This window comes from Streptomyces sp. NBC_00158, from assembly GCF_045160885.1.
In the GTDB taxonomy this organism is placed as follows: Bacteria; Actinomycetota; Actinomycetes; order Streptomycetales; family Streptomycetaceae; genus Streptomyces.
The window spans coordinates 6,842,026-6,867,968 of record NZ_CP108161.1; the positions used below are offsets into that span (position 1 = coordinate 6,842,026).

Annotated in this window: 22 protein-coding genes; 12 read left to right on the forward strand and 10 right to left on the reverse strand. The window is 73.1% G+C overall.

Translation table 11 applies throughout. The annotated features are described in order from the left end of the window. Positions 1–11 precede the first annotated feature (11 nt). Genes OG553_RS31345 through OG553_RS31360 form a run of 4 tightly spaced genes read right to left on the reverse strand, consistent with a single transcriptional unit; the run spans position 12 to position 3,779 of the window. Complete coding sequence (locus OG553_RS31345; protein ID WP_405982213.1) at positions 12–1,436, reverse strand: pyridine nucleotide-disulfide oxidoreductase; 1,425 nt, start codon at positions 1,434–1,436, stop codon at positions 12–14. Then, the gene (locus tag OG553_RS31350; protein ID WP_405982214.1) at positions 1,433–2,617 is read right to left on the reverse strand and encodes an MAB_1171c family putative transporter; all 1,185 of its coding nucleotides are present in this window, start codon (positions 2,615–2,617) and stop codon (positions 1,433–1,435) included. Before OG553_RS31350 ends, OG553_RS31345 begins: the two co-directional genes overlap by 4 nt. 2 nt (positions 2,618–2,619) lie before the next feature. Then, entirely contained in the window at positions 2,620–3,153 is a 534-nt protein-coding gene (locus OG553_RS31355; protein ID WP_405983189.1) for a toxin-antitoxin system, toxin component, read from the reverse strand. Between the two features lie 14 nt (positions 3,154–3,167). Further along, a complete protein-coding gene (locus OG553_RS31360) occupies positions 3,168–3,779 on the reverse strand; it encodes a hypothetical protein (protein ID WP_405982215.1) in 612 nt (203 codons plus the stop codon). Between the two features lie 430 nt (positions 3,780–4,209). On the opposite strand from OG553_RS31360, the gene OG553_RS31365 reads away from it, so the two are divergent. Then, the gene (locus tag OG553_RS31365; protein ID WP_405982216.1) at positions 4,210–4,710 is read left to right on the forward strand and encodes a hypothetical protein; all 501 of its coding nucleotides are present in this window, start codon (positions 4,210–4,212) and stop codon (positions 4,708–4,710) included. Between the two features lie 17 nt (positions 4,711–4,727). On the opposite strand, the gene kstD is transcribed toward OG553_RS31365, so the two are convergent. Together kstD and OG553_RS31375 are read right to left on the reverse strand one after the other, a co-directional pair. Further along, entirely contained in the window at positions 4,728–6,542 is a 1,815-nt protein-coding gene (gene kstD / locus OG553_RS31370) for a 3-oxosteroid 1-dehydrogenase (protein ID WP_405983190.1), read from the reverse strand. 230 nt (positions 6,543–6,772) lie between these two features. Next, positions 6,773–7,897: an aminoglycoside phosphotransferase family protein gene (locus tag OG553_RS31375; RefSeq protein WP_405982217.1), complete on the reverse strand. Its 1,125-nt coding sequence runs from the start codon at positions 7,895–7,897 to the stop codon at positions 6,773–6,775. Positions 7,898–8,128: 231 nt separating this feature from the next. On the opposite strand from OG553_RS31375, the gene OG553_RS31380 reads away from it, so the two are divergent. Further along, positions 8,129–9,622 carry a hypothetical protein gene (locus tag OG553_RS31380; protein WP_405982218.1) on the forward strand — a complete coding sequence of 498 codons (1,494 nt, stop codon included), beginning with the start codon at positions 8,129–8,131 and terminating at the stop codon, positions 9,620–9,622. 140 nt (positions 9,623–9,762) lie between these two features. Here the strand turns inward: OG553_RS31380 and OG553_RS31385 are convergent, their stop codons facing one another. Together OG553_RS31385 and OG553_RS31390 are read right to left on the reverse strand one after the other, a co-directional pair. Continuing rightward, on the reverse strand, positions 9,763–11,187 hold the full coding sequence (locus OG553_RS31385; protein WP_405982219.1) for a PP2C family protein-serine/threonine phosphatase: 1,425 nt from the start codon (positions 11,185–11,187) through the stop codon (positions 9,763–9,765). 282 nt (positions 11,188–11,469) lie between these two features. Then, the gene (locus OG553_RS31390; protein WP_405982220.1) at positions 11,470–11,688 is read right to left on the reverse strand and encodes an SCO4226 family nickel-binding protein; all 219 of its coding nucleotides are present in this window, start codon (positions 11,686–11,688) and stop codon (positions 11,470–11,472) included. A gap of 257 nt (positions 11,689–11,945) precedes the next feature. On the opposite strand from OG553_RS31390, the gene OG553_RS31395 reads away from it, so the two are divergent. Together OG553_RS31395 and OG553_RS31400 are read left to right on the forward strand one after the other, a co-directional pair. Continuing rightward, the gene (locus OG553_RS31395; protein ID WP_405982221.1) at positions 11,946–14,177 is read left to right on the forward strand and encodes a molybdopterin cofactor-binding domain-containing protein; all 2,232 of its coding nucleotides are present in this window, start codon (positions 11,946–11,948) and stop codon (positions 14,175–14,177) included. Positions 14,178–14,194: 17 nt separating this feature from the next. Next, entirely contained in the window at positions 14,195–14,650 is a 456-nt protein-coding gene (locus OG553_RS31400) for a (2Fe-2S)-binding protein (RefSeq protein WP_405982222.1), read from the forward strand. A 30-nt stretch (positions 14,651–14,680) separates the two neighbouring features. On the opposite strand, the gene OG553_RS31405 is transcribed toward OG553_RS31400, so the two are convergent. Further along, positions 14,681–15,040 carry an SHOCT domain-containing protein gene (locus tag OG553_RS31405; RefSeq protein WP_405983191.1) on the reverse strand — a complete coding sequence of 120 codons (360 nt, stop codon included), beginning with the start codon at positions 15,038–15,040 and terminating at the stop codon, positions 14,681–14,683. Positions 15,041–15,277: 237 nt separating this feature from the next. Between OG553_RS31405 and OG553_RS31410 the strand changes: the two genes are divergently transcribed. Further along, positions 15,278–17,212 (forward strand): APC family permease, encoded by a 1,935-nt coding sequence (locus tag OG553_RS31410; RefSeq protein WP_405982223.1) that lies wholly within the window; start codon positions 15,278–15,280, stop codon positions 17,210–17,212. On the opposite strand, the gene OG553_RS31415 is transcribed toward OG553_RS31410, so the two are convergent. Continuing rightward, positions 17,136–18,473, reverse strand: coding sequence for a helix-turn-helix domain-containing protein (locus OG553_RS31415; RefSeq protein ID WP_405982224.1), 1,338 nt, complete (start codon positions 18,471–18,473; stop codon positions 17,136–17,138). The two genes, OG553_RS31410 and OG553_RS31415, sit on opposite strands and share 77 nt — an antisense overlap. A 141-nt stretch (positions 18,474–18,614) precedes the next feature. Here OG553_RS31415 and OG553_RS31420 point away from each other — a divergent pair, with 141 nt between their 5' ends. The 7 genes from OG553_RS31420 to OG553_RS31450 all read left to right on the forward strand — a co-directional run bounded on the left by OG553_RS31420 (position 18,615) and on the right by OG553_RS31450 (position 25,942). Further along, positions 18,615–19,178 carry a TetR/AcrR family transcriptional regulator gene (locus tag OG553_RS31420; RefSeq protein ID WP_405982225.1) on the forward strand — a complete coding sequence of 188 codons (564 nt, stop codon included), beginning with the start codon at positions 18,615–18,617 and terminating at the stop codon, positions 19,176–19,178. 226 nt (positions 19,179–19,404) lie between these two features. Next, positions 19,405–19,800: a hypothetical protein gene (locus OG553_RS31425; protein ID WP_405982226.1), complete on the forward strand. Its 396-nt coding sequence runs from the start codon at positions 19,405–19,407 to the stop codon at positions 19,798–19,800. Beyond that, on the forward strand, positions 19,797–20,588 hold the full coding sequence (locus OG553_RS31430) for a transcriptional regulator (protein ID WP_405982227.1): 792 nt from the start codon (positions 19,797–19,799) through the stop codon (positions 20,586–20,588). Before OG553_RS31425 ends, OG553_RS31430 begins: the two co-directional genes overlap by 4 nt. Before the next feature lie 98 nt (positions 20,589–20,686). Then, positions 20,687–21,133, forward strand: coding sequence for a roadblock/LC7 domain-containing protein (locus OG553_RS31435; protein WP_405983192.1), 447 nt, complete (start codon positions 20,687–20,689; stop codon positions 21,131–21,133). Positions 21,134–21,220: 87 nt separating this feature from the next. Continuing rightward, positions 21,221–21,592: a hypothetical protein gene (locus OG553_RS31440; protein WP_405982228.1), complete on the forward strand. Its 372-nt coding sequence runs from the start codon at positions 21,221–21,223 to the stop codon at positions 21,590–21,592. A gap of 185 nt (positions 21,593–21,777) precedes the next feature. Next, positions 21,778–25,341, forward strand: coding sequence for a CDP-glycerol glycerophosphotransferase family protein (locus OG553_RS31445; RefSeq protein ID WP_405982229.1), 3,564 nt, complete (start codon positions 21,778–21,780; stop codon positions 25,339–25,341). 118 nt (positions 25,342–25,459) lie between these two features. After that, complete coding sequence (locus tag OG553_RS31450; protein WP_405982230.1) at positions 25,460–25,942, forward strand: VOC family protein; 483 nt, start codon at positions 25,460–25,462, stop codon at positions 25,940–25,942. Position 25,943: the final 1 nt, after the last annotated feature.

The window sequence follows — 25,943 nt, forward strand, 5'->3', positions numbered from 1 at the left end:
CGGGGCCCCGGCTACCCCCGCGGCTCGGCCACCGCCGCCAGCTCCGACGGCGTGAGCGGCGGGCCCGTCAGCTGCGCCCGGCCGGGCCCCAGCAGGGCCGCCAGCAGCACCGGCGGGGTGAACAGCCGGGTCGCGGGGCGCTCCAGGGTCATCACGTCGGTCACCGCACGGGCCACCCGCCCGTTCCCGGTGCTGGTGCGCATCAGCCTGCGCACGTAGGCGGCGGCGGCCCGCTCGGCCGCCGTCGGGCCGTTCTCGGTGGCACCGGGGTAGAAGACGTCGTTCCCCGTGGACAGCGCCCAGGCGGCAGCCACCGGCCCGGCGAGGGCCTTCTGGGCGCGGGCGGCGAGCCGCCCGTCGGACAGGCCGTGGCGGGCGACGGCGGCCCGCAGCGCGAGCGCGCTCTGCGCGGCCACCGACATCCCGTGCCCGTACACCGGGTTGTAGGCGGCGACCGCGTCCCCGAGCACCAGGAACCCCGCGGGCAGCGCGGCCTTCTCGTAGTGGTGCCTGCGGTTGACGGTCGTACGGGTGAGCACCACGTCCGTCAGCGGCTCCGCACCGGCGATCAGCTCGCTCACGATCGGGTGCCGCAGCCCCCGCGCGAACTCCCCGAAGGCCTCCGGGTCCGCGCTGGGTTCGCCGCCGCGCGTCCCCGACAGGGTCACGAGCCAGCGGTCGCCCTCGATCGGGACCAGGGTCGCGGACCGCCCGGGCCCGGTCCGGCGTGGATCGGCCTGGACGTTCACCACGACCGGGAAGGTGTTGCCGAGGTCCTTCGGGGCCCGGAAGACCCGGCTGGCGTAGACGAGCCCGGGGTCGACCGTCCGTACGGCCGCCCCGGGCACCCCGAACCCCTCCAGCCACACCGGCGTGCGCGAGGCCCGCCCGGACGCGTCCACCACCAGGTCCGCGTCCAGGACCCGTTCGACGGCGTCCGTCCCGCGCACCCGGACCCCGGTGACCCGCCGGGCACCGCCCGTCAGGCCCAGCACCTCGGTGCGGTCGGTGACGGTCACGTTCGGGAGCGCCGCCACGGCCCGGCGGACGTGCCAGTCGAGCAGGTCGCGGCTGGCGATGAGCACGTAGTGGGACTCCCGCGCCCAGCGGCGGAACCAGCCCTCGGGGGAGAGGCCGACCATGTTCGTGGGCAGCGAGATCCGGTGGGCCCCGTCCTTCATCAGCGCCCCGATGGTGCCGGGCAGCAGGGAGTCGACGGCCGCGGCCCCGCCGGACCACAGCAGGTGCGCGTGGTGGGCCTGGGGCAGCCCCTTGCGGGGGACCGGCCCGTCGGGCAGCGCGTCCCGCTCGAAGACGACGACCTCGCTTGGCCCGGAACCGGAACCGGCGAGCGCGGCGGCCGTGAGCATGCCCGCCAGGCTGCCGCCGATGACGACCGAGGTGTGCCGGCCGGCCGGCCGCGGTGAACTGCTCATGGCCTCACGCTCTCTGGACGGTCTGACGGCCCGGACCGGGCGCGCAAGGAGGAAACGGCGGGGGACCGGCGCAGCGCCTTGGCCACCGCGACCAGGTCCGGTGCCTCCGCCGGCACCGGCACCGCGGCGCCCTCCGCCTCGGCGCCGCCGCGCAGGGCCGCCACCGCCGCGACCACGGCCACCGCCTCGGCGGTCGCCGCCGCCCGCTGCGGCGCCTCGCCCCGCGCCCGCGCCTCGGCGAGCGCCCGCTCGCGGATCCCGGGGTCCATGTACGGCTGGAGCCGCAGCAGCCCGTCGCTGATCTGGGTCCTGCGGTGGACCAGCCGACGGCTGATGGGCGAACGCCGGGGCAGCCGCATCGACGCGGTGTCCAGGTCCGCCAGCTCCCGCGTGAACGGGGCCAGGCACCGGTAGTGGTAGTAGTCGGTGCAGAGCGCCTGGAGCGCCTGGCCCGCGTGGGGCAGGATGAACCCCAGGGCGATGAACAGGGCGCACACGGAGGCGATGGGCGGGGCCACGTAGGTGCTGAGCCAGTCCAGGTCGCGGCCGTTCCAGCGGGCGATCACCGCCGTCAGCTTCACCGTGTCGTAGCAGAGGTTCAGCAGGAACCCGACGACCAGGAGCACCAGGCCGGCCCGCAGCCATCCCGTGACCTCCCGCAGCCAGGACCAGGTGACGACGGCGGTGATGGCGCAGGCGGTGGTGTGGGCCCCCAGGTAGAGCACGATGTGCTCGCGCATCCAGGGGGTGTTGGCGTAGTACGTGTCCAGGTCCCGCAGCCGCTCGACCGGCACCTCGGCGAACGCGAAGGTGATCCACAGGCCGGCCACCACGGCCGCGTAGAGGACGCCGATGGTCCAGGTGGCCCGGCGCACCCGCCGGGGATCGCCGCCCCTCCAGTGGATGATCATGATCAGGCAGGAGGCGCAGAACATCATGAGCAGCGTGTAGACCAGCGGCGCCGCGAAGTTGCTGACGCCCGTCGCGCTGTTCAGCAGCACGAGGGTCTTGGGACGGCCGAAGTAGAAGACGGCCGACGCCAGCAGGAGCAGGCCGCCGACCGAGCGCACGTTGGGGTCGATCCGCCAGAACCTCATCATGACGGGCAGGCGGATCGCGAAGGCCAGGGTGAGGATCGCCGCCGGTATGAGGTACGGGATGTAGTACTTGTCCGAGGTCACCGTCAACCGATCGGTCCGCGGTAGCCCAGGGCGTTGCCTATCCGGCCGGCGACGTCGCTGCGGCGGGCGGCCCCGGCCGCCTCGCCGCCGCTCAGCCACGGCCGGCACCTGTCCCCGAGCATCAGCCCGAAGCTCTCCGCCTCGATCTCCTGGACGTCCTCGTAATGGGACCGCGCGGCCACGCTCGCGTACGTCAGGTCCGAGGCGTCGGGCAGGGAGCGCGCGGCGTCGTCCGCCGCCCCGCCCCCGTGGCCGTGGCAGTGGCCGGCCTTCATGTGCCACAGCTCGTGCCCGAGGATGACGAGTTGGTGGTCGGGCGTCGTGAACTTCTCCACCACGACGATGTCGTAGTCCTCCATGTTCAGCCACAGGCCCGAGGTGGTCAGCCCGGACGGGAAGCGCTCGAAGCGCAGCACGATCGGGCGGCCGCCGCGGGTGCGGCTCATGGCGTCGCACAGGGCGCGGAAGAGGGTCTGCGGCTCGACCGGCGCCTCCAGGTCGAGCGAGGAGGTCAAGGCCGTGCACAGCTTGCGCATCGAACGGGACAGGTTCACCGGGCCACCTCGGAGGAGAGGAGTCCGGTGATCATGCCCAGCAGCAGCGTCTCCTGCGTGCGGGTGAGGGCTCTTCCCCGGGTGGAGATCGACACCAGCCCGTACTGGTTCGTGAGGTCGGCCATCAAGTCGCCCGATCGGTAGTTGAGGGATTCGACCGCTGGCCACAGGGCCCTGTTCACCGCCTGGGCCGGCGTGTCCGTCAGGAAGGTGACGTCGCGGCCGAAGAAGGCCGCGAACTCCGCGCAGTGCCGCAGGTGCGGCGGTCTGCGGCCCGACACCAGGTCGCCGACCCACCGCGAGTCGGCGCCGATCGCCGCCGCGATCTCCGCGACCGCGTACGGCTGCCCCTGCGGGTCGCGCGAGACGGCGTACAGGAAGGCCGCGCGACGGCGGACCGTCTCCTCGGTCTCCTCGGGCGAGGGGTCGGCGAACTCCTCGCCGCGCAGCAGCGCCGCCGTCACCTCCACGGGGACGCCGGTCCGCTCGGAGAGGGACACCGCGTCGAGGATCTCGTCCACGTCCAGTCGTCTCTCCGCGGCGAGCGCCCGGAGCCGGGCGAGCGTCGTGGTGAGGGCAAGCGGCGGACCGCCAACGGGGACAGTCATCTGTCTGTGCTCCCATACGTCCGAAGGGCAGATCCGTCTGCGCACCGGGGACGACCGTAGGCCCCCCCGGGCCGCAAGATCCCCAGCACCGAGCCGATCGTTGTCGAATCGAAAACGATCGATGACCGGACGCGGGGACGCACAGCAAGATACAGCCAGTGCGGCGGCCCGTGGCGGGAAAGGACGCATGCTCGCAGCTCATCGCGCCTGTCCGCGCCACGGGTAAGGACCCACCGGGGCGCCCGCCCCATACCCCCGGCGCCGCCGGTCCGGACCGTCCCCGGGCCCGGACTCCCGGTGCCCCTCCCGCCCGGCACCCGGGGCCCTCCCGGGACCCCCGCCCGAGCCCCTCCCGCCGCCGCCCCGCCCCGCTGCGCCGGGAGGGAGCCCCCGGCGCCGGAAAACCCGCGCGGCCACGTACCATGGCGGCATGTCCTTCCTCCGCCGCCACCGCGCCGCCACACCCGCGGGCCCGGACTTCGACGTCCTGGCCATGGACCCGGGGGACTGGCCGGGCAACCTCGGGGCCGGGCTGCTGCCCGCGCCCGACGGCAGCTGCCAGGGCGTCTTCCTCCGCTACGACCTGTTCGGCGGCCGCGGCCCCGCGATGATCATCGGCAACCTCCCCGAGGGGTCCCCGGCGCGCGAGCTCGCCGAGGGCCAGGTCCCCTTCGAGGTGGCCCAGCTCCTCGACGCCCTGGAGAACGACGAGGACGTCGAGGTCACCGGGATCGAGGACTGCCCCGTCATGCAGGGCGACAACCTCCTCATCGTCCGCAAGGTCAAGCTCTCCGAGGGCCGGATCTCCTGCGTGCAGTTCGACCGCAGCGACAACGTCCTCGTGACGATCGCCAGCTGGGACCGCCCCATCACCGACGACCTCTACGCGCTGCTGAAGCCGCTCCCCGCCGAGCTGTTCCAGCAGGGCTAGCCCGGACCGGCCCCGGCCTAGGCCGGGGTGTCCGCGATGTCGTTCGCCGCGACGTAGCCGAACGTCATCGCGGGCCCGATCGTCGATCCGGCCCCCGCGTAGCTGTGGCCCATCACCGCCGCGCTCGCATTGCCCGCCGCCCACAGGCCCCGGATCACCGAACCGTCCGCCCGCAGCGCCCGCGCCCGGGCGTCCGTGACGATGCCGCCCTTGGTGCCCAGGTCGCCCGGGACGATCCGGAACGCGTAGAACGGCGGCGCCCAGACGGGCGCCAGGCACGAGTTGGGCACCACGTTCGGATCCGTGTAGTAGTGGTCGTACGCCGTGTCCCCCCGGTGGAAGTCGGCGTCGTTCCCGCTCCACGCCTGCGCGTTGAAGCGGTTCAGCGTCGCCCGCAGCGCGGCCGCCGGGACCCCGATCTGCCCGGCGAGCGCGTCCCAGGTCCACGCCTTCCTCGCCGCCCCCGACTCGAACCAGGCGTCCGGGAAGGGCAGCGTCGGCAGGATGTCCTTGAACAGGTACTTGCTGCGGTAGTTCTGGTCCACGATCAGCCACGCCGGGATGTGCGAGCCCGTCGCACGCCGGTCCTTCTCGTACATCACGTGCACCACGTCGCTGTACGGCGCGGCCTCGTTCACGAACCGGGTGCCCGCCCGGTTCACGATCAGACCGCCCGGCAGGGTGCGCTCCGCCAGGCAGAAGTACGGCTCCCCGGGCAGCGGGATCGACGGCCCCCACCAGGCGTCCTCCATCAACGCCAGCGCGGCGCCCGCCCGTTGCCCGGCACGGATCCCGTCCCCGGTGTTCTCCTTCGCGCCGACCGACCACTGCGTTCCGATCGGCTGCTGCTGGTACTGGGCCCGCATCTGCGCGTTGTGCTCGAAACCGCCCGAGCCGATCACCACGCCCCTGCGGGCCCGTACGACGCCCCGTACGCCCTCCTTCTCCACCACGACCCCGGTGACCGCGCCGCCCTCCTGGACCAGCTCGACCAGCGGGCTGTTCAGCCACACCGGCACCCCCGCCCGCAGCAGCCCGGCCCGCAGCCCCGCGGCCAGCGACTGGCCCATCGTCAACGGCTTCTCCCCGCACAGCGCGGCCTTCGTCCCGCGGGCCAGGCACTCCGTGGACACCGCGAGCCCCTTCGCGCTGACCGCCGCGAGGTTCAGCCACTTGTAGTCCTGGCTGAACACCACCATCCCGGCGGGCACCGGCATGTACGCCGGGTTGAGGTGCGCCAGTTCGGCGCCCAGGAGGTTGCCGTCCAGCTGGTCGGGCTCGATGCTGCGGCCGTTCGGCAGCCCGCCCGGCAGGTTCGGGTAGTAGTCGCTGTAGCCGTCCATGAAGCGGAACCTCAGCGGGCTGTTCGCCATCACGAAGTCCAGCATCCGGGGGCCGTTCTCCAGGAACGCCCGCTGCCGGTCGGCCGGCACCTCCGGCCCCACCACCGCCGACAGGTACGCCGCCGCCTTCTCCGGGGTGTCCGGTACGCCCGCGCCCAGGATCACCGAGTTGTTCGGCAGCCAGATCCCCGCGCCGGAGCGCGCCGCTGAACCGCCGAACGTCGGCGCCTTCTCCACCACCAGCACGCTCAGCCCCCGCCCGGCGGCGGTCAGGGCGGCCGTCATCCCCGCCGCCCCCGAGCCGACCACGACGACGTCGTACTCGCCGAGCGCGCTCCCGGCGGCCCGGGCGGCCGCACCCGGCAGGACGGCGGCGGCGAGCACCCCGGCCCCCGTACCGGCGAGGACCGCCCGGCGGGAAGGGGCGGCGGGGCGGGGTCGGTCGGGGCTCTCGGACGCGGTCACGGGTGCGGGCGTGGTCACGGGCATGGCCTCGGTCATGGACGGGCTCCAGCGGGGTGGGAGGACGGGACGGCGGCTCGGCTCCGGCGTTTCTGATGCCGAGTCAGAGAAACTGTTCGCGGGATCATGTGAAGTCAAGTCACGCGCTCCCCCCAACCGTTCCGACCCACCGTTCCGACCCCGGACACGCCGGATCCCGCGCCCCGCACACAGGGTGTGCGGAACACGGGATCCGTACGGGCCGGGCGGGCCGGCGGTCAGCGGGTGCCGACCGCCGCCCGGACCGCTCTACGCGCCATCCCCGCGTCGTCGTGCAGCCGGCGGAGCAGAAGACGCTGCTCCTCCCCGGAGGAAAGGGCGCCCACGGGCAGCGGCCGGTCCGGGGCCGACGCCACCATGGAGCGCTGCACCGCCGTCTCGCACATCCGGATCTCCCTCGTCAGCACCAGCATCAGGTTGACCAGGAAGGCGTCCCGCGCCGCCGGGCCGGCCGACTGCGCCAGCCTGCTGATCTGGCCGCGCGCCGCCGGGGCGTCGCCCAGAACCGTCCACAGCGTGGCCAGGTCGTAGCCGGGCAGGTACCAGCCGGCGTGCTCCCAGTCGAGGAGCACCGGGCCGGCCGGGGAGAGCAGCAGGTTCGACAGCAGCGCGTCCCCGTGGTTGAACTGCCACTGGACGCCCGACGGCCGCAGCCCGTGCAGCAGCTTCTGCAGGTCGCCGAAGTCCCGGTCGGTCAGCAGCCCCAGCTCGTGGTCACGGGAGATCCGCCGCAGGTAGTCCACCGGGTACCCGAACAGGTCGGCCGGCGGCCGCCACTGGTTCACCCGGCACACCGCTCCCAGCGCGGCCCGTACGTCCGTCCGCGGCGGCGCCTCCACCGGGTGCCGCTGGAGCGCGGCGACCCGGCCCGCCATCCGCTCCACCACCAGTACGCAGTTCTCCGGGTCCGCGGCGATCAGCCGGGGCACGCGGACCGGCGGACGGTGCCGGACGAAGGTCCGGTACGTCCCTATTTCGTGCCGGTACCGCTCGCGCCACTCGGGCGAGTGGTCCAGTAAAACCTTCGCCACCGCGGTCATCCGGCCGGTCGTCCCCACCAGGAGCACCGAGCGGCCGCTGCGCCGCAGGACCTGCACCGGCGCGAACTCCGGACAGATGCGCTGCACCGACGCGAGCGCGGTGCGCAGCTGCGCCCCCTGCGGCCCGGAGAGGTCGATCCTTCCGCTGAGCTGCTGCGGTACGCCGCCCGGCATCCGCCGCGCCCGTACGGCGCCCTGCGCCGGTACCGGCTGGCGGCCGGGTTCGATGTACGAGCCGCCCCCCGCCTGGAGGGTGCGGTGCTGGCGTACCGGGGCGGACACGGAGGACGTTGCTGCGTACATGGCGTTTACGGTTCCCTTCGTGCGCCGACGAGTGCGTACGCCGCCCCGCCGGATCCCGTACTTCACCCTGGGGAGTTCCGCCGGTGAACCGGGTCGGGGAGGCGCATTCCTACCTGACACCCGCCCGCAGGTGGCGAACCACGGGGCGGCGGGTGGCGAACCCTGGCGAATAGTCCACGGGGAACTGACAGGGGGTTACTGTCAACTCAGCCGAGAACCTGGGGGCTTGACGTGAGCAAAGGTCCAAACACCCGTCTGAACGACCTGTTCGGCCTGGCCGGCTGGTCGAAGGGCGAACTCGCGAGGATGGTGAACCGGCAGGCGGCCGCGATGGGCCACCACCAGCTGGCCACCGACACCTCGCGGGTGCGGCGCTGGATCGACATGGGGGAGACCCCGCGCGAACCGGTTCCCACGGTACTGGCAGCACTGTTCACCGAGCGGCTCGGTCGTGTCGTGACCATCGAGGACCTCGGGTTCGTACGGCAGCGGCGCACCACCAAACGGCAGCCGGAAGGGGTTCAGGAGAACCCCGACGGAGTGCCCTGGGCGCCCGAACGCACAGCCGCGGTCCTCACCGAATTCACGGGAATGGACCTCATGCTCAACCGTCGCGGCCTGATGGGCGCGGGAGCCGCGCTCACCGCCGGCTCAGCCCTCAGCAACGCCATGTACGACTGGCTGCACACCGAGCCCGCCGGCGCCAAGAACGCGAAGACCTTCGGTGACCCCTACCAGGCCGATCCGGCGGGCTACGACCGCTACGAGGCCGCGCCCATCGGCTCCCAGGAGATCGAGGCCCTCGAACGCTCCGTCGAGGTCTTCCGGGCCTGGGACGCCTCCAGAGGCGGCGGGCTCCAGCGCAAGGCCGTCGTGGGCCAGTTGAACGAGGTCGGCGGCATGCTGGCCTACCACCACCCGGACCACCTCCAGCGCAGGCTGTGGGGGGTGGCGGCCAACCTGGCGGTGCTCGCGGGCTGGATGTCGCACGACGTGGGCCTCGAACCGACCGCGCAGAAGTACTTCGTCATCGCCGCGCACGCGGCCCGCGAGGGCGGCGACCGCCCCCGCGCCGGCGAGGCCCTCTCCCGCGCCGCCCGCCAGATGGTCCACCTCGGCAAGCCGAACGAGGCCCTGGACCTGATGAAACTGGCGCAGTCCGGCTCCGGCGAGCAGACCCTGCCGCGCACCCGCGCCATGCTGCACACCATCGAGGCCTGGGCCCAGGCCGCCATGGGCAAGGGCCAGGCCATGCGCCGCACCCTGGGCGAGGCCGAGGACCTCTTCGTGTCCGACAAGGGCGACGTACCGCCGCCCTCCTGGATGCAGCACTTCGACGAGGCCGACCTGCACGGCATGCAGGCCCTGGCCTACCGCACCCTCGCCGACCACGACGCCACGGCGGCGCCCATCGCGGCCCGGCACGCGCGGGAGGCGCTGCGGCTGCGCGGCGACGGCTACCAGCGCTCGCAGATCTTCGACTACATCTCCATGGCCTCGGCCTGCTTCATCGCCGACGACCCGGAACAGGCGGACCGCTACGCCCGGCTCGCGCTGGTCTCGATGAACGAGACCTCCTCGCACCGGACATGGGACCGGCTCCGCGAGATGTACCGGCTGACCGGCCAGTACGCCGGGTACGCGGGCATCGGGGACCTGCGCGAGGAGATCGAGCTGGCCCTCCCCGACAGCCCCGCCCCCGTGGCCCGCGGCGCGGAGGTCTAGGGGCCGGGCCGTACCGGTGTCGCGAAGGACGGAAGGGAAGGCGGGGGAGCGGGAACGACGGGGAGACGGTGAGACGGAGGAGGGGGGCCGCGCCTCGTCGGCGCGGCCCCCCTGGAATTCCCGGACTTCCCCTGCCGCCGTCAGCCGCCGATCCGGGCGACCAGTACGCAGGCGTCGTCCTCGCGCTCGCTCTCGCCGAACTCCTCCGTGACCATCCGTACGCAGTCCCGCGCCGACCGGGCCTCCGAGAACCTCGGCGCGAGCGCCAGCAGCCGCTCGGTGCCGTCCGCCCGGCTGAACTCGATGCTGCGCGGGGTCAGTCCGTCCGTGTGCAGCACGAGTACGTCGCCCAGTTCGAGCTGCTCCTCGGCCTGCCCGTACACGGCCCCCGAGGTGGCCCCGAGCAGCACCCCCTCCGGGGGTTGCAGGGCCCGGCCCTGGCCGCGCCGGAACAGCAGGGGCGCGGGGTGCCCGGCCTGGGCCCAGGAGAGCACCCGGCGGGCGGGGTCGTAGCGGCAGCAGACGGCGGAGCCGAGGGCCGGCTGCACGGAGGTCTCCAGCAGCTGGTTGAGCCAGCCCATCAGCGGGCCGGGCTCGATCCCGGCCATGGCCATCCCGCGCAGGGCGCCGAGCATCATCGCCATCCCGGAGGTGGCGCTGACCCCGTGCCCGGTCAGGTCCCCGACCGTCAGCAGGGAGCGTCCGTCGGGCAGTTCGAGGGCGTCGTACCAGTCGCCGCCGATCAGCGCGCTGGTCGCGGAGGGCAGGTAGTGCGCGGCCACGTCCATCGTGCCCGCGTTCTCGTGCGGGAACCGCAGGGAGCCGCGCCACGGGGGGAGCACGGCTTCCTGCAGCTCGACCGCCAGCCGGTGTTCGGTCTGCGCGATCTCCCGCTGGCGCTGGAGCGAGTCCCGTGACTCGCGCACCGCCCGCTGGCTCCGGCGCAGTTCACTCACGTCCCGCAGCACGGCCCACATGGAGGCCGTGCAGCCGTCGGAGTCGAGCACCGGCTCGCCCCTCATGTGCAGCGTCCGGACCCGCCCGTCGGCGCGGACGATGCGGAACTCGCCGTCTATCGGCTTCCCGTCGACCAGGCAGTCCGTGACCATCGCGGTCATCAGCGGCTGGTCCTCGGAGAACAGGGTGGAGCCCAGTTCGTCCAGCGGCAGCGGGCCCGCCTCGGGCGGCCGTCCGAAGATCTGGAAGAGTTCCTCGGACCAGGTGACCTCGTCCGTCAGCAGGTTCCACTCGGCGCTGCCGACGCGGGTCTGCCGGTCCTCCTGGGTGGCCTCCGGGGCCGCCGCGGGGAGTTCGACGGGCTCGGGGGCGGGCGGCAGCCCCTCCTTGAGCTGGCCGAGGTGCTGGCCGAGGTCGTCGAGGTGGTGCACGGCGAGGTCGCACAGCGCGCGCTGCCAGCGGCCCTGGGCGTCGTCGTCGTCCACGACGGTGTCGCGGCGGACCGCGTCCACCTCGCCGCGCAGCCGGCGGGTCTGCGAGATCAGTGCGTCCACCGATCCCGGCTCGGGCGGCTGCGCGGGACGGTCCGCGTACAGGTGGGACGGCATGATGACTCCGATGCAGGCGCGGCGATACAGACGCGGCTCGGCCAGGTCCCGGAGGACGACCGGTGACGGCTGTGGACCGACTACGACTGTGGCACAGCCGCAGAGTGCCCGTAAGGCGTTTGGCAACATCCGTAACGGTCTTGCTCGGGGCATATGCCGAAGGCCTCCCGGTTACCTCCAGTCCGTACGAACATTTCCGGACAGTCGTGGTGGTCGTTCCGTGCCGTTCCTGCCCGCTCCGGGCCGTGTTCACGCCGTGTCCGGCCGGAGTCGACCGCTCCGTCACACCATCGGCGGCACCGGGTGGATCTCGTCGGCGGGGTGTCCCGCGCGCTCGTGGATCCGGCGGATGGCGTCCGCCGAGGGGGCCTCGGACAGGCAGTAGACCTCGCCGGAGGCGGGGTCCGCCCATGCGCGCTCGAACTGCACCTTCTCGTCCGCCCGGATCGCCAGGTCCGCCCGGTGGGCGGCCATCAGCTCGTCCGCCGTGATGCCCTTCATCCCGTGGTGCGCCCGAGGCCGGAAAAGAGCCCTCCGGCGCCAGGCGGTCGATCGTACGGTCGACGTGTACGAGCCCTCCGCGTCCCGGATCCCGTCACCCGCCGGAGTCCCCGGCCCGTCAGGGGCACCACTCGAACGAAGGACCCCGTTCCGCACCGCGCTTCCCACCTCTCCCGGTGATCGCTACCCTACGTGTCGGTAATGAGCCGGGGGAGGTCCGTTTCCACGGACCCTGGGAGCGTTGGGGACACGACCGGATGACCGAACAGAGCAGCACGCCGACCGGGCGCAGCCGCCGCTCCTTCCTGACCCACCTGGTCGCGGCGCCCACGCTGGCCCTGGTCACCCGGGCCGGGGCCGACCTGCTCGCGCCCCAGGCCGCGCACGCCGTGATACCGACCCTGCCGGCCATCGCCGACATCGTGGACCTGGGCGACCTGTTCATCCTGGCCGGCGCGCCCACCTCCGCCCTGCTGGCGCTCGCCGTGGAGAAGGACGGCACCGTCCGCTTCCGGCTGCCGCGCGAGGAGGTCGGCCAGGGCCTCACCACCGCCGTGGCCATGCTGGTCGCCGAGGAGCTGGACGCGCCGCTGGACACCGTCCGGGTGGAACTGGACGACGCCCGCCCGGAGCTGCTGTTCAACCAGCTCACCGGCTCCTCCAACTCGATCCGCTCGCTGTACGGGCCGGTCCGCCAGTGCGCCGCCACCGCGCGGGCCCGCCTGGTCGCCGCGGCCGCCGCCCGCTGGGGCCTCTCCGCCGCCGCGCTGACCACCGCGGGCGGCGCCGTACGGGCCCCCGACGGCCGCACCGCGGGCTACGGCAGCCTCTCCGCGGCCGCCGCCGCGCCAGGCCTGCTCGTCCTGGGCGCCTCCCCGAAGCCGGCGGCCAAGCACGCCCTCATCGGCACCCCGACCCGGCGGATCGACGCCCGCGCCATGGTCACCGGCGCCCAGAAGTACACCCTCGACCTCGACGTACCGGGTGCCAAGCCCTGCGTGCTGCGCCGCCCGCCCTCCCTCGGGGGCACCGTCCGCGCCGTCACCAACCTCGCGGCGGTGCGGGCCATGCCGGGCGTGCTGGACGTGGTGACCGTCAAGACCGGTGTCGCCGTCGTGGCGGAAACGTTCGGGCAGGCCCTCACCGCCAAGGCCGCCCTCACGGTCGACTGGGGCCCGGGCCCGGCCGACCAGCTCTCGGACGCGCAAATCCGTACGAAGCTGCGCGCCGCCACCCCGCCGCTGCTGGTGCCGCCGCTGCTCACCCCGTACGTGGACGCCGAGTTCGACTTCGCCTTCGTCAGCCACGCCCCGATGGAGACCAACTCCGCCGTCGCCGACGTCCGCGACGACCGCGCCGAGATCTGGTCCGGGCTCAAGTCCCCGATCGTCGCCCGGGAGACCATCGCCGCGGAGCTCGGACTCCCGCTGGACAAGGTCAAGGTGCACGTGGTCCAGGCCGGCGGCTCCTTCGGCCGGCGGCTGTTCTTCGACGCCGCCCTGGAGGCCGCCCGGGTCTCCAAGGCCTGCCGCCGTCCGGTGAAGCTCATGTGGACCCGCGTGGACGACACCCGGCACGGCCGGATGCGCCCCGCCACCCACCACCGGATCCGCGCCACCCACCTGCTCGGCGAGGTCCTCAGCTTCGAGCACCGGGTGGCCGCCGCCGAGACCGACTTCCGGCACGGACTCGGGGAGATCATCACCGCCACCGCCGCGAGCCTGCCCTCCGGAATCGGCAACGCCACCCTCGCGCAGACCCTCTTCCTCACCACCGTGAAGTCCCCGTACCACTTCGGGCTCACCACCCAGGCCCTGACCGAGGTGCCGACGGGCATCCCCACCGGTTCCTGGCGCTCGGTGTACTCGGCCAACACCCGGGGCGCCGAGGAGATCGTGGTGGACGAACTCGCCGCCGCCACCGGCAAGGACCCGTACCGCTTCCGCCGCACCTTCCTCAAGACCGACGCCCAGCGCGCGGTGCTGGACAAGGCGGCCGCCGAAGGGGAGTGGGGGCGCGCCATGCCGGCCGGCTGCGCGCAGGGCATCGCCTTCCACGAGGAGTACAAGTCCCGCACGGCCTGCCTGGTGGAGATCGACGCCCGCGACCCGGAGCGGGTCCGCGTCACCAAGGCCGTCATCGCCGTCGACGTGGGCCTGCCCGTCAACCCGCGCGGACTGGAGGCCCAGATGATCGGCGGTCTCACCGACGCGATCTCCACCACCCTGCGGGCCGGGCTGCACCTGGACAAGGGGCTCCCGCTGGAGGGCAGTTACAGCCAGTTCCACTGGGCGCAGCAGCGCGACACCCCGCGTGACGTACGGGTCTTCGTGCTCCCGGCCACCGGCACGGAGCCGGGCGGCGCGGGCGAGCTCGGGGTGCCCGCCGCCGTGGGCGCCATCGCCAACGCCTGGGCCCGGGCCACCGGTTCCAAGCCCCGCAGCTTCCCCCTCGACTTCGACGTCGACTTCACCCCCTACCCGCGCTGACCGCTGGAGTACGCCCCGTGCCTCTGCACACCTTCATAGTCAACGGCCGGAGCGTCACCGTCGACGCCCCCGACGACCTGCCCCTGCTGTGGGTGCTCCGCGACATGCTGGGCGTCACCGGCCCCAAGTACGGCTGCGGGGTGGACGTCTGCAAGGCCTGCACCAGCCACCTCGACGGCGTAGACGTCCGCCCGTGCGTGGTGCCCGTGTCCGCCTGCGCGGGCAAGCGGGTCACCACCATCGAGGGGCTCGCCGACGGCGACCGGCTGCACCCCGTCCAGGAGGCCTGGCTCGAACAGGACGTAGCCCAGTGCGGCTTCTGCCAGCCCGGTCAGATCATGGCCGCGGTGGCGCTGCTGAAGCGGACCGCCGAACCGACCGACGAGGACATCGACGCCATCGCCAACATCTGCCGCTGCGGCACCTACTTCAAGATCCGCGAGGCGATCCGCGCCGCGGCCGCCAGGATGTGACGGCCGCGGCGCGGGCGGGAGGGGTTCCGGTCAGGCGAGCAGCTTCTGCTTCGCCTTCTGGAACTCCTCCTCGCTCAGCTCGCCCTTGGCCTTGAGCTCGGAGAGCTTGAACAGGTCGTCGGCACCGGCCTTGGCGGGAGTCGCCGAGCCGGCGGTCTCCCGGATGTAGGCGTTGAAGGCCTCCTGCTGCTCCTGTGCGTGCTTGATCTCCCGCCTGCCCATGTCCCGGCCGCGGGCGATGACGTACACGAGCACGCCCAGGAACGGGATGAGGAACAGGAACAGCAGCCAGGCCGCCTTGACCCAGCCGCTCATGTCGTGGTCGCGGAACACGTCCACCACGACCCTGAAGAGCAGGATCAGCCACATGACCCACAGGAAGATCCACATCACGGTCCAGAACGCGCCCAGCACCGGGTAGTCGTACGCCAGGTCGACAGCTGCGTACACGGCCGTCTCCTTCCGTCGGGGCGGTCGCCGGGTTGGGGGAAGATCGCGCGACAGCCGACCCGATCACCATCGCAGCGCCCCCGCAAGATCGCCACTGGGCCGTTCGGCGCAACGCCCCGCCCCGGGACACAGCCCAGGAACGCCTGCTGTCCGGTTGAAATGGATGATTATGCCGGAATGAGGCGAATCAATGCGAAACGCGTGCTGGTCGGTGAACCCCTCGACACCGCGCGCCTGGGCGAGACCCTGCTGCCCAAACGGCTCGCGCTGCCGATCTTCTGCAGCGACCCGCTCTCCTCCGTGGCCTACGCCACCGAGGAGATCCTGCTGATCCTCGCCCTCGGCGGAGTCGCCCTGCTCCACCTCACCTGGTACGCGGCCGCCGCCATCGTCTTCCTGCTCGTCGTCGTCATCGCCTCCTACCGGCAGACCTGCCACGCCTACCCCGGCGGCGGGGGCGCCTACGTCGTCAGCTCCGAGAACCTGGGGCCGACCGCCGCCCTCACGGCCGCCAGTGCCCTGCTCGTCGACTACGTGATGACCGTCGCCGTCTCCGTCGTCTCCGGGGTCGCGGCCATCACCTCGGCGATCCCCTCCCTCAGCGACCACGAAGTCGCCCTGTCCGTGGGCTTCGTGGTGCTGCTCACCCTGATGAACCTGCGCGGCGTGCGCGAGTCGGGGCGCGTCTTCGCCGTCCCCACCTACGGGTTCGTCCTCGTCATCTACCTGATGTTCGCCGTCGCCGCCGTCCGGCTCGCCACCGGGGACACCATCAGGGCCGAGTCCGCCCACCTCCCGATCACCGCCGCCGGTACCTACACCGGCCTCGCCGTGGTGCTCCTCGCGATGCGCGCCTTCGCCTCCGGCTGTACGGCCCTCACCGGCGTCGAGGCCATCAGCAACGGCGTACCCGCCTTCCGGAAGCCCAAGGCCAAGAACGCCGCCACCACCCTGGCCGCCATGGGCGCGCTCTCCGTGACCATGTTCGCCGGCATCACCGTCCTGGCCATGGTCTACCAGGTGCACGCGGCCGCCGACCCCACCGAACTGGGCCTGCCCGCCGGCACCCCGATGTCCACCGCGCTCGCCCAGATCGGCCGCGCCACCTTCGGGAGCCGGCACTTCCTCTTCTACCTGCTCCAGGCCGTCACCGCCGGCGTCCTGATCCTCGCCGCGAACACCGCCTTCAACGGCTTCCCGATGCTGGCCTCGATCCTCGCCAAGGACCGGTACGCGCCCCGCCAGCTCTTCAACCGCGGCGACCGGCTCGTCTACTCCAACGGCGTCGTCCTGCTCGCGCTCGCCGCCATCGCGCTGATCGTCGCCTTCGACGCCCAGCTCACCCGACTCATCCAGCTCTACATCATCGGAGTCTTCGTCTCCTTCACCCTCTCCCAGTCCGGGATGGTCCGGCACTGGCGGCGCGAACTCGCCTCACCCGCCACGCCCCGGTCCGGACGCGTCCACATCCACCGCCGCCTCGCCATCAACGCCGTCGGCGCGGTCATGACCGCCCTCGTCCTCGTCATCGTCCTGATCACCAAGTTCACGCACGGGGCCTGGCTGGTCGTCATCGCGATGCCCGCCCTCTTCCTCGGCATGAAGGGGGTGCGCCGCCACTACGACCAGGTCGCCCGCCAGGTGGCCGTGGCCCCCGGGGTCAAACCCCGGATGCCCTCCCGCCACCACGTCGTCGTCCTCGTCGCCAACGTGCACGCCCCGACGCTGGGGGCCCTCGGCTACGCCCAGGGACTGCGGCCCGACACCCTGACCGCCCTGTCCGTCGCCGCCGACGAGGAGGACGCCCGGCAGCTGCGCGAGGCCTGGGCCGAGCACGACCCGGGCGTCCCGCTCAAGGTGCTGCACTCCCCCTACCGGGAGGTCGTCGGACCGGTCCTGGCGTACATCGAGGAGGCCGCGGCCGCCGAGGGGACCGACGCGCTCTCGGTGGTCATCCCGGAGTACGTGGTCGGGCACTGGTGGGAGCAGCCCCTGCACAACCAGAACGCGCTGAGGCTGAAGGCGCGCCTGCTGTTCACCCCGGGGATCGCGGTGATCGACGTTCCGTACCTGCTGGAGTCGGCCCGCAACGAGGAGCCGCAGGGGCGGTAGCCGCGGCGGGGACCTGGGCCGCGGCCGCGTGGGCCAGGGCCAGTTCCACCACGTGCGCCGGGTCCGAGAGTGCGCGGCCGGTGAGCCGCTCCAGCCGGCGCAGCCGGTTCGAGACGGTGTTGCGGTGGCAGTACAGCCGCTGGGCGGCGTGCGTGGTCGAGCCCTGGCAGGCCAGCCAGGTGCCCAGCGTGGTCAGCAGCAGCCGGGCGTCCTCCGCGGGCAGCTCCAGCACCGGCCCCAGCACCACCCGCCGCAGCCGGGCGGCGAGTTCGGGGTCCGCCGCCACCAGCGCCGCCGGGAGCCGCTCGTCCAGCAGGGCGGCCCCGGGCGCGGCGGCCGGCGCGGCGGTGCTCAGGGCGAGGACCGCCAGCCGGCGGGCCCCGGCCAGCTCGGCCGGGGTCCCGACCACCGGGCTGACCCCGGCGCGCACGCCGAGCGGGGCCAGCAGCGCGCGCAGGGACTCCAGCGGCTGGTGGCCCAGATCGGCCAGCCCGCTCTCCCCGTCGGCCCGCACCCGCCAGAGCACCCGGGGGGACCCGGCCCCCGAGCCGGGCCCCGACCCGGCCCCCGAGCCGGCCCCCGACCCGGCCCCCGAGCTTGAGCCCAATCCGAGTCCCGCGCCGGGCCCTGAGCCCGGTCCCGCGCCCGGACCGCCCTCCGGCGGGGGCGGGCCGCCCCCGCCGGCCGGGGCGAGCGCGATCACCGCGAAGCGTCCCCGCTCCGGCAGCCCCAGCTGCGCGGCCGCCTCCGCCACCGGGCCGGAGCCGTCCAGCAGCGCGTCCAGCAGGGCGGCCCGGCGCTCGCGTTCGCGCCCGGCCCGCTCGGCCTCGGCCAGCCGGTACGCCTCCGAGGCCGCCTCCGTCATCTGGTCCAGTACGTCCCACAGCGCGCCCGCCCCCGGCAGCAGCCGGGGCAGCGCCGCCCGGTCGTGCGCGGCCACCGCCTCGGTCAGGCTCTGCCACAGCAGCCGCCCGCCGTACCGGTAGGTCCGCCGCAGCGATTCGAGCGGCAGCCCCTGCCCGGCGCGCAGGGCGCCGGTGGCCCGGGCGCCGGCCAGCTCGACGGGCAGCCCCCGGGAGCTGCGGACCAGGCCGTCGACGGCCTGGTGGAGGGTGTGGTGGATCCGCTCGCGCAGCTCGGCGCGCCCGGTCAGGGCGGCGTAGGCGGGATCCTCGGTCAGCGTCCGGTCGGCGATCCGGTCCGCCGCGACGGCGATCCGGCGGCTCAGGTCCTCGCGTATCTCCTCGATGATCCGGTCCATGACGGGCAGGGTGACACGGCGGACGCCGCCGTGGGGAGGCTTCGGAGCCCTGTGGTCCGGTCCTTGGGCGGACGCAGAGTACTGTGGGTGCAGTGCTCACGGGCACGCGCTCCACGCCGACAGCAACCCCCGGGAACCCCCATGCGCCAGAATCCGCAGCGCCGAGCCGCGCTCCTCGACGCCGCCATCGAGGTCCTGGCCCGCGAGGGCTCCCGCGGCCTGACCCTGCGCGCCGTGGACGCCGAGGCCGGGGTGCCGACCGGCACCGCCTCCAACTACTTCGCCAACCGGGGCCAGCTGCTGGTGCAGATCCTGCACCGCACCCGCGAACGCCTCACCCCCGAACCCGCGGAGCTGGCCGGCCCCCTCGACACCGAGGTGCTGCTCGGCCGGCTCCTCGGGCGGATCCGCCGCGAGCGCAGCGTCCACACCGCCGTGCTGGAGCTGCGCCTGGAGGCCACCCGCCGGCCCGAACTCCAGGCGGAGCTGTCCGCCTTCCTCGCCGCCGAGCTGGAGGAGAACATCGCCTGGCACCTGGACGCGGGCCTGCCCGGGGACCGGGCGGGAGTCGCCCTGCTCTACTTCGCCATGCAGGGTCTGATCGTCGACGACCTCACCATCCCCGCCCTGCTCGAATCCCACCCCGTGGGCGAGCTCCTCGGCGTGATGGTGGAGCGTCTGCTCCCGGAGCGGCCCGCCGGCTGACCGGCGTGTCGGCGGTGGGACGGGTGTTCGGCGGGGGTGGGGCGGGCGTCGGATTTACAGTCTTGATCAAAAACGAACGGGTTCCGGCCAAGGTGTCGCGCGCTACCGCGCATGTTCCAGCGGAAAATGCCAGAACCCCCGTCCACAGTGTGGAACTTGAGTAAGTTCCCTCCTGTCACGCCGTACGACCGTGCGACCAGCACGTCCGGCCGGGAGGGGAGCCCGCGTGCCTGGGATCGACGAATGCCTGCTCGAAGCCATGGCGCTGCCCGGTGCGCGGGGCGCCGCGCTCGTCGACTGGAGCAGCGGACTGGCCCTGGGCACCGCCGGCGACTCGCCCGTCGGCGACCACGAGACCACGGCCGCCGAGACCGCGGAACTGGCCCGCGCGGCCGCCGAGTACGAGTCCTTCGCGCCCGGTCCGGACGACGCGGACGCCCCCGGCCCGCCCGTGGAGGACCTGATCGTCACCACGCGCAGCGGCTACCACGTGCTCCGCTTCGTCGAGACCAGCTTCGACAGCAGCGTCTTCCTGCACCTGTGGCTGGACCGCACCGACGGCAACCTCGCCCTCGCCCGGCACCGACTCCGCGCCCTCGCCGAAGGACTGGTCCTGAGATGACCGCCGCAACCGCCGCCGCCACCGCGGTCTCCCCCCTGCTCACCCGGCTCGCCGCCGAGCGCGCCACCGGCGCCCTGCTGCGCGACCGGGGCACCCTCTTCCTGGAGGACGGCCGCGTCGTGCACGCCGAGAGCCCCTCCACCCCGGGCCTCGACGTCCTGCTCACCGCCGGCGGGGGCCTCGCCCCCGAGCGCTGGACCGAGGCCGTGAACGAGGCCGGCGCCCGCCGCCAGGTCGGCCGCTTCCTCGTGGACAACGGCCGGCTGGCCGGCGGGGAACTGGAGATCTGCCACCTCGCGGCGATCTTCGACGCCGCCTTCTTCGCGCTCTCCCCGGGCAGCGGCCCCTCGCGGTTCCGCCGCGGCGCCACCCACTGGATCGGCTCCGTCCGCTCCGTCCCGGCGGCCGCCGTGGAACGCGAGACCTGCCGGCGCCGCGAACTGCTGGACTCGGTGTGGCCCTACCCGCTGCTCGACATCTGTCCGGTGGTGCCGAGGCAGGCCGCGCCCGGCCAGACCGTCACCGCCCGGCAGCGCCTCCTGCTGGAGCAGGCCGACGGCGTACGCACGCCCGCCGACCTCGCGTGGGTGCTGGGCCGCCCCGCCTTCCACACCCTGCTGGAGGTGCGAAGACTCGCCGCGGCCGGCCTCGTCGAGACCCCGCACCCGGCCGCGCCGGCCACCGTGCCGCCGCCGCCCGAACCCCTGCCCGACTGGATGACCCAGGCCCAACCCCCGGACGTGGCGCTGCTCCGCCGGTTACGCGACGCACTGGAGGCAAGCCTGTGAGGCTCCCGCTGCGACCGGTTCTGCGAGCCGACCGCTCCGAGCGGAGGCAGCCCGAGGAGAGGCGGCCCGAAGAGAGGAAGGCCGACATGAGCCCGCCGATGGTGCCCGCCGAGGCCGAAGCCGACATACTCGCCGAGCTCCGGCGGCTGCGGGCCCGCGTGCCCCAGCTCACCGGGGTACTCGCCGCCAGCGCCGACGGCCTGGTGCTCGCCAAGGAGAGCGCCGACCAGGCCGAGTCCCTCGCCGCCCTGACCGCGGCCGCCCTCGGCGTGGCCCAGCGGCTCAGCGACTGCACGGGGCAGGGCGGCTTCCGCGAGCTCCTCGTACGCGGCGAACACGGATACGTCGCCACCTACGCCGCCGGGGACGCGGCCGTCCTCACCCTGATCGCCGACCCGCGCGTCAACGTGGGCCGCCTCCACCTGGAGGCCCGGCGCTCCACCCTGCGGATCACCGAGCTCATAGACGACACCCTCGGCCGCCGCGGCCCCGAGGGGCCGCCCGCGGGCGCCGCGCCCCCGGGCCGGGTTCCCGAAGGCCCCTGACCATCTACGGCAGCAAACAGGTAGTACGCGAAAGCAAACCATCCGGCCCGTACCGGTACGGGCCACTGCGGAAAGAGGAAGAATTCCATGATCAACGTGGAGACCGCTCTCAAGGAAGCCGCCGGCATCGAGGGCACCCTCGGCGCGGCCCTCGTCGACTACGGCAGCGGCATGCCGCTGGGCACCGTCGGCGGGAACAAGGACCTGGACCTGTCGGTGGCCGCCGCGGGCAACACGGACGTGGTCCGGGCCAAGGTCCGGACGATGGAGATGCTCGGCCTGAAGGACGAGATCGAGGACATCCTGATCACGCTCGGCAGTCAGTACCACCTGATCAGGCTGCTGAAGGGGCGCAGCGGCGAGGGCTTCTTCCTCTACCTCGCGCTCGACCGCGGGCGGGCGAACCTCGCGATGGCCAGGCTCCAGCTGAAGAAGATCGAAGCCGATCTGGACATCTGACGACGGCCCCGGGGCCGTGACGGCGCGGTGGCGGGCGGCGGAATTCTTTGCCGTCCGCCCCGGCGGACCTGGGGATATGTCCGAGATGGGCGGACTTTATCATCCTGTTACAGAGTAAGATGCTGTAATCAGCTGATCTTCGAGCCCGTCGACAAAGCCAAAAAACGCTGGAGAACCCGCCACCCATGCCCCCGCGCCTGAGCATCGTCGTACCCGTCTACAACGTCGAGCTCTATCTCGACGAGTGCCTGGAATCCATAGCAGCCCAGACGTTCACCGACTTCGAGGTCGTGATCGTCGACGACGGGTCCACCGACACCAGTACGGTGATCGCCAAGGCCTTCGCTGAGGGTGACAAGCGGTTCCGGGTGGTCCTCCAGGAGAACGCCGGCCTCGGTGCCGCACGGAACGTGGGCTTCCGCCACGCGACCCCGGGCAGCGAGTACATCGCCTTCGTCGACAGCGACGACACCATGCCGACGTACGCCTACCAGCGGATGATCGACTCCCTCGACGAGACCGGCTCGGACTTCGCCGCCGGCAACGTCACCCGCTTCCGGTCCGTCGGCATGCAGCAGTCCTGGGGCCACCGGGTCGCGTTCGCGAACGACCGGCCCAAGACCCACATCTCGAAGTTCCCGGCGCTGGTCACCGACCGCACCGCGTGGAACAAGGTCTACCGCCGCGGCTTCTGGGAGGAGCACGGCTTCCAGTACCCGGAGGGCATCCTCTACGAGGACGCCCCCGTCAGCATCCCCGCGCACTACTTCGCCAAGAGCGTCGACATCATCAGCGACGTCGTCTACCACTGGCGGGTCCGCGAGACCGGCGAGCGCTCCATCACCCAGCGCTCCACCGACCCGGTCTCCGTCATCGACCGCGTCACCTCGATCCGGCTGGTCCGCGAGGCCCTGCTCGCCAAGTCAGGCGAGAAGTACGCCCGCTACCTGCGCGACTACGACTACAACGTGCTCAGCGAGGAACTGCCCCTCATCTACAAGTACGTGGGCGAGGGCGGCCCCGACTTCCGCGCCGCCTTCGTCAAGGAGGTCGGCGGCCTGGTCCGGGAGATCGGCACCGGGCCGTGGTCCGAGCTGACCGTCGCCGACCGGCTCAAGGCGTACCTGGCCCGCGAGGGCCGGGTCGAGGAGTTCATCGCCCTCACGCGCCACCAGAGCGACTTCAGCTACAGCGTCCCGGTCAAGGGACTGGCCCGCCCGCAGGCCGACTACCCCTTCCTCAAGGCACCGGTCCCCCAGAAGCTGCTGACCCTCGGCGCGCGCGAGCGCCGCGTCGTCAGCCGCCTGGAGCAGGCCGTCTGGAGCGACGGCAAGCTCCTGCTGCGCGGCTACGCCCTCCCCGGCCACATGGGCGCCGAGAGCCGTCTCGGCTCGCGCAAGATGCTCGTCTTCCGCGAGCAGGGCAAGCGCCGCCGCAACGTCGTCAGCGCCCGCACCGTCGCCTCCCCGATGGCCACGGTGAACACCCCGCACCTCGCCCTGCGGCACGCCGACTGGGCCGGCTTCACCGCCGTCGTCGACCCCACCGTCTTCCAGTCGGGCGGCAAGTGGCACGACGGCATATGGACCACCTCCATCGCCGTCACCGGCGCCGGAGGACTGCACCGCGCCCGCCTCAAGGGCGGCGAGCACGACAGCGGCATGGCCCCGCCGGCCCACTGGGCCACCCCCGACGTCCGCATCCTGCCGACCGTCGCGAGCTCCCTCACCGTCCGCGTCGAGGTCGTCCGGGCCCGCGTCCTGGACGTCCGCCGCGGCGACGGCACCCTGGAACTCGTCGGCGAGCTCGCCGCCGAGGTCGGCGCCGGCGCCACCCTGCACGCCCAGCACACCCTCACCGGCACCGCCTTCACGGTCCCGCTGACCACCGGCGCCGCCGCGTCCGGCGGCCGGACCGCCTTCACCGCGGCCGTTCCGCTCGCCGAGCTGGCGGCCGTCCCGGCCGCCGAGACCAAGCCCGGCGGCTGGACCCCCGAGCCGTGGGAGCTCACGGTCGTCCGCGCCGACGGCACCCGCCACCCCCTGGCCCACGACGAGCGCGGCGGCTTCGCCGGTCTCGTCGCACCGCTGCCCGGCACCGCGGGGGAGCGCGCCGTCTTCGCCAAGCGCGGCACCACCGGACACCTCGTCCTCTCCGTCCAGCCCACCCCGCCGCTGGTCGACACCGTCACCGCGCGCGACGGCACCCTGACCCTGGCCGGCGTCCTCCACGCCCCGGAGGCCCACGCCGACGAGGCGTACGAACTGGTCTTCCACGACCAGCACGGCACGGAGTTCTGCTACCCCGTCACCCGTGACGGCGACCGCTTCGAAGCCTCCTTCCAGCCCGTGCTGCCCGAGGCGTACGCCGGCCGCACCACCATCCCGGCCGGCCGCTGGTGGCCCACCATGCGCCCGGTCTCCCAGGGCGGCACCACCGCGGGCCTGCTCGGCGTCGACCGCGGCGCGCCCGTCCAGCTGATCGCGCCCGCGCTGAACTCCGGCCCGCACGCCGTCACGGTCCTGGGCCGCCGGATGCGCGTCGAGGCCCGCCTGCGCGACCGCATGGTCCTGGTCAGCGACCCGCTGATCAGCCCGCACGACCGCTCCCGCCACTCCCAGCGGATCGCCCGCGACGAGACCTACCCGGCCCAGCGCCGGCTGCCGGTCAAGGACATGGTCGTCTACGACACCTTCCAGGGCCACGCCGCCGGCGACTCCCCGCGCGCCATCCACGAGGAGCTCGTGCGCCGGGGCGAGAAGCTGGACCACGTCTGGCTGGTCCGCGACGGCCGGGCCGAGGTCCCGCCGACCGCGCGCGCCGTCCAGTACGACAGCCTGGAGGCCTGGGAGGTCCTGGCCCGCGCCCGGTACTACGTCGTCAACGACAGCGTGCCGTCGCACTTCCTGCGCCGCCCGGGCCAGACCGTCGTCCAGACCTGGCACGGCACGCCGATCAAGCAGATCGGCTACGACTACACGCACGACTACTACACCAGCCCCGAGGTCCTGGAGGGCCTGGAGCACGACAGCGGCCAGTGGACGCTGCTCGCCTCCCCGGGCTCGTACGCCACGCCCGTCCTCCAGCGCGCCCTCGGCTACAAGGGCGAGGTCATCGAGGTCGGCAGCCCGCGCACGGACGCCCTCGTACGCCCGGACGCCGAGCGGATCAAGGAGATCCGGCGGCGGCTCGGCCTGCCGGAGGGCAAGAAGGTCGTCCTGTACGCGCCCACCTGGCGCGAGAACCGCGAAGGGTTCTCCGGCGGGTACAAGCTCGACCTGCGGATCGACCTGGACGCGGCCCGCCGCGAGCTGGGCGAGGACCACGTCCTGCTGGTCCGCGGCCACTACCGGGTGACCGAGCAGCTCCGCGACGACGTGCGCGACGGCTTCGTCGTCGACGTCTCGCGCTGGCCCGACACCACGGACCTGCTGCTCGTCGCCGACGTCCTGATCTCGGACTACTCGTCCGTGCTCTTCGACTTCGCGCTGACCGACCGGCCGATCCTGCTGTTCACGTACGACCTGGAGCACTACCGCGACACCCTGCGCGGCTTCACCTTCGACCTGGAGGAGAAGGCCCCCGGCCCGCTGCTGGCGGACTCGGAGAGCCTGATCGCGGCCGTGCGCGACGTGGACTCCGTGGGCGCCGAGTACGCGCGGGCGCGGGCCGCGTTCCGCGAGGAGTTCTGCGACCTCGCCGACGGCCACGCCGCCGAGAAGGTCGTCGACCGCATGCTCGGGATGTAGCCCTCACGGGTGAACGTACGGACCGGTCCCGCGCCCCCCGATGAGTTTCGGGCGCGGGACCGGTCTGTATGTGAGGGACGGCGTTCCAGCCCCCTCACCCACCCGCCCGGAGGCAGTCATGACCACCCAGGGTTTCACCACGTGCCTGTGGTTCGACGGCGTAGCGGAAGCCGCCGCCGACTACTACCTGTCCGTCTTCAAGGACGGCCGGATCCTGCGCACCCTCCGCTACAACGAGGCCGGCCCCGGCCCGGCCGGCACCGTGGTGACCGTCGAGTTCGAGATCAACGGCCAGAAGTTCGTCGGGCTGAACGGCGGCCCCGAGTTCCGCTTCAGCGAGGCCGTCTCCTTCCAGATCCACTGCTCCGACGAGCAGGAGGCGGACTACTACTACGCCGCGCTGACCGCCGACGGCGGCCAGGAGTCCGCCTGCGGCTGGGTCAAGGACCGGTACGGCCTCTCCTGGCAGGTCGTCCCGCCCGGCGTCATCGAGCTGATCAGCGACGAGGACCCGGGCCGCGCCGCCCGTGCCACGGCCGCCATGCTGGAGATGCAGAAGCTGGACGTGGCCGCGATGCGCCGGGCGGCGGACGCGGGTTAGA

Bases quoted from the DNA above. Each gene is read 5' to 3' on its own strand.
- OG553_RS31385 (WP_405982219.1), bottom strand. From the start codon at position 11,187: ATGCCGTCCCACCTGTACGCGGACCGTCCCGCGCAGCCGCCCGAGCCG.
- OG553_RS31390 (WP_405982220.1), bottom strand. From the start codon at position 11,688: ATGAAGGGCATCACGGCGGACGAGCTGATGGCCGCCCACCGGGCGGAC.
- OG553_RS31435 (WP_405983192.1), top strand. From the start codon at position 20,687: ATGGTGCCCGCCGAGGCCGAAGCCGACATACTCGCCGAGCTCCGGCGG.
- OG553_RS31375 (WP_405982217.1), bottom strand. From the start codon at position 7,897: ATGTACGCAGCAACGTCCTCCGTGTCCGCCCCGGTACGCCAGCACCGC.
- OG553_RS31420 (WP_405982225.1), top strand. From the start codon at position 18,615: ATGCGCCAGAATCCGCAGCGCCGAGCCGCGCTCCTCGACGCCGCCATC.
- OG553_RS31430 (WP_405982227.1), top strand. From the start codon at position 19,797: ATGACCGCCGCAACCGCCGCCGCCACCGCGGTCTCCCCCCTGCTCACC.
- OG553_RS31355 (WP_405983189.1), bottom strand. From the start codon at position 3,153: ATGCGCAAGCTGTGCACGGCCTTGACCTCCTCGCTCGACCTGGAGGCG.
- OG553_RS31360 (WP_405982215.1), bottom strand. From the start codon at position 3,779: ATGACTGTCCCCGTTGGCGGTCCGCCGCTTGCCCTCACCACGACGCTC.
- OG553_RS31345 (WP_405982213.1), bottom strand. From the start codon at position 1,436: ATGAGCAGTTCACCGCGGCCGGCCGGCCGGCACACCTCGGTCGTCATC.
- OG553_RS31445 (WP_405982229.1), top strand. From the start codon at position 21,778: ATGCCCCCGCGCCTGAGCATCGTCGTACCCGTCTACAACGTCGAGCTC.
- OG553_RS31415 (WP_405982224.1), bottom strand. From the start codon at position 18,473: ATGGACCGGATCATCGAGGAGATACGCGAGGACCTGAGCCGCCGGATC.
- OG553_RS31440 (WP_405982228.1), top strand. From the start codon at position 21,221: ATGATCAACGTGGAGACCGCTCTCAAGGAAGCCGCCGGCATCGAGGGC.
- OG553_RS31405 (WP_405983191.1), bottom strand. From the start codon at position 15,040: ATGTGGATCTTCCTGTGGGTCATGTGGCTGATCCTGCTCTTCAGGGTC.
- OG553_RS31365 (WP_405982216.1), top strand. From the start codon at position 4,210: ATGTCCTTCCTCCGCCGCCACCGCGCCGCCACACCCGCGGGCCCGGAC.
- OG553_RS31395 (WP_405982221.1), top strand. From the start codon at position 11,946: ATGACCGAACAGAGCAGCACGCCGACCGGGCGCAGCCGCCGCTCCTTC.
- OG553_RS31410 (WP_405982223.1), top strand. From the start codon at position 15,278: ATGAGGCGAATCAATGCGAAACGCGTGCTGGTCGGTGAACCCCTCGAC.
- kstD (WP_405983190.1), bottom strand. From the start codon at position 6,542: ATGCCCGTGACCACGCCCGCACCCGTGACCGCGTCCGAGAGCCCCGAC.
- OG553_RS31450 (WP_405982230.1), top strand. From the start codon at position 25,460: ATGACCACCCAGGGTTTCACCACGTGCCTGTGGTTCGACGGCGTAGCG.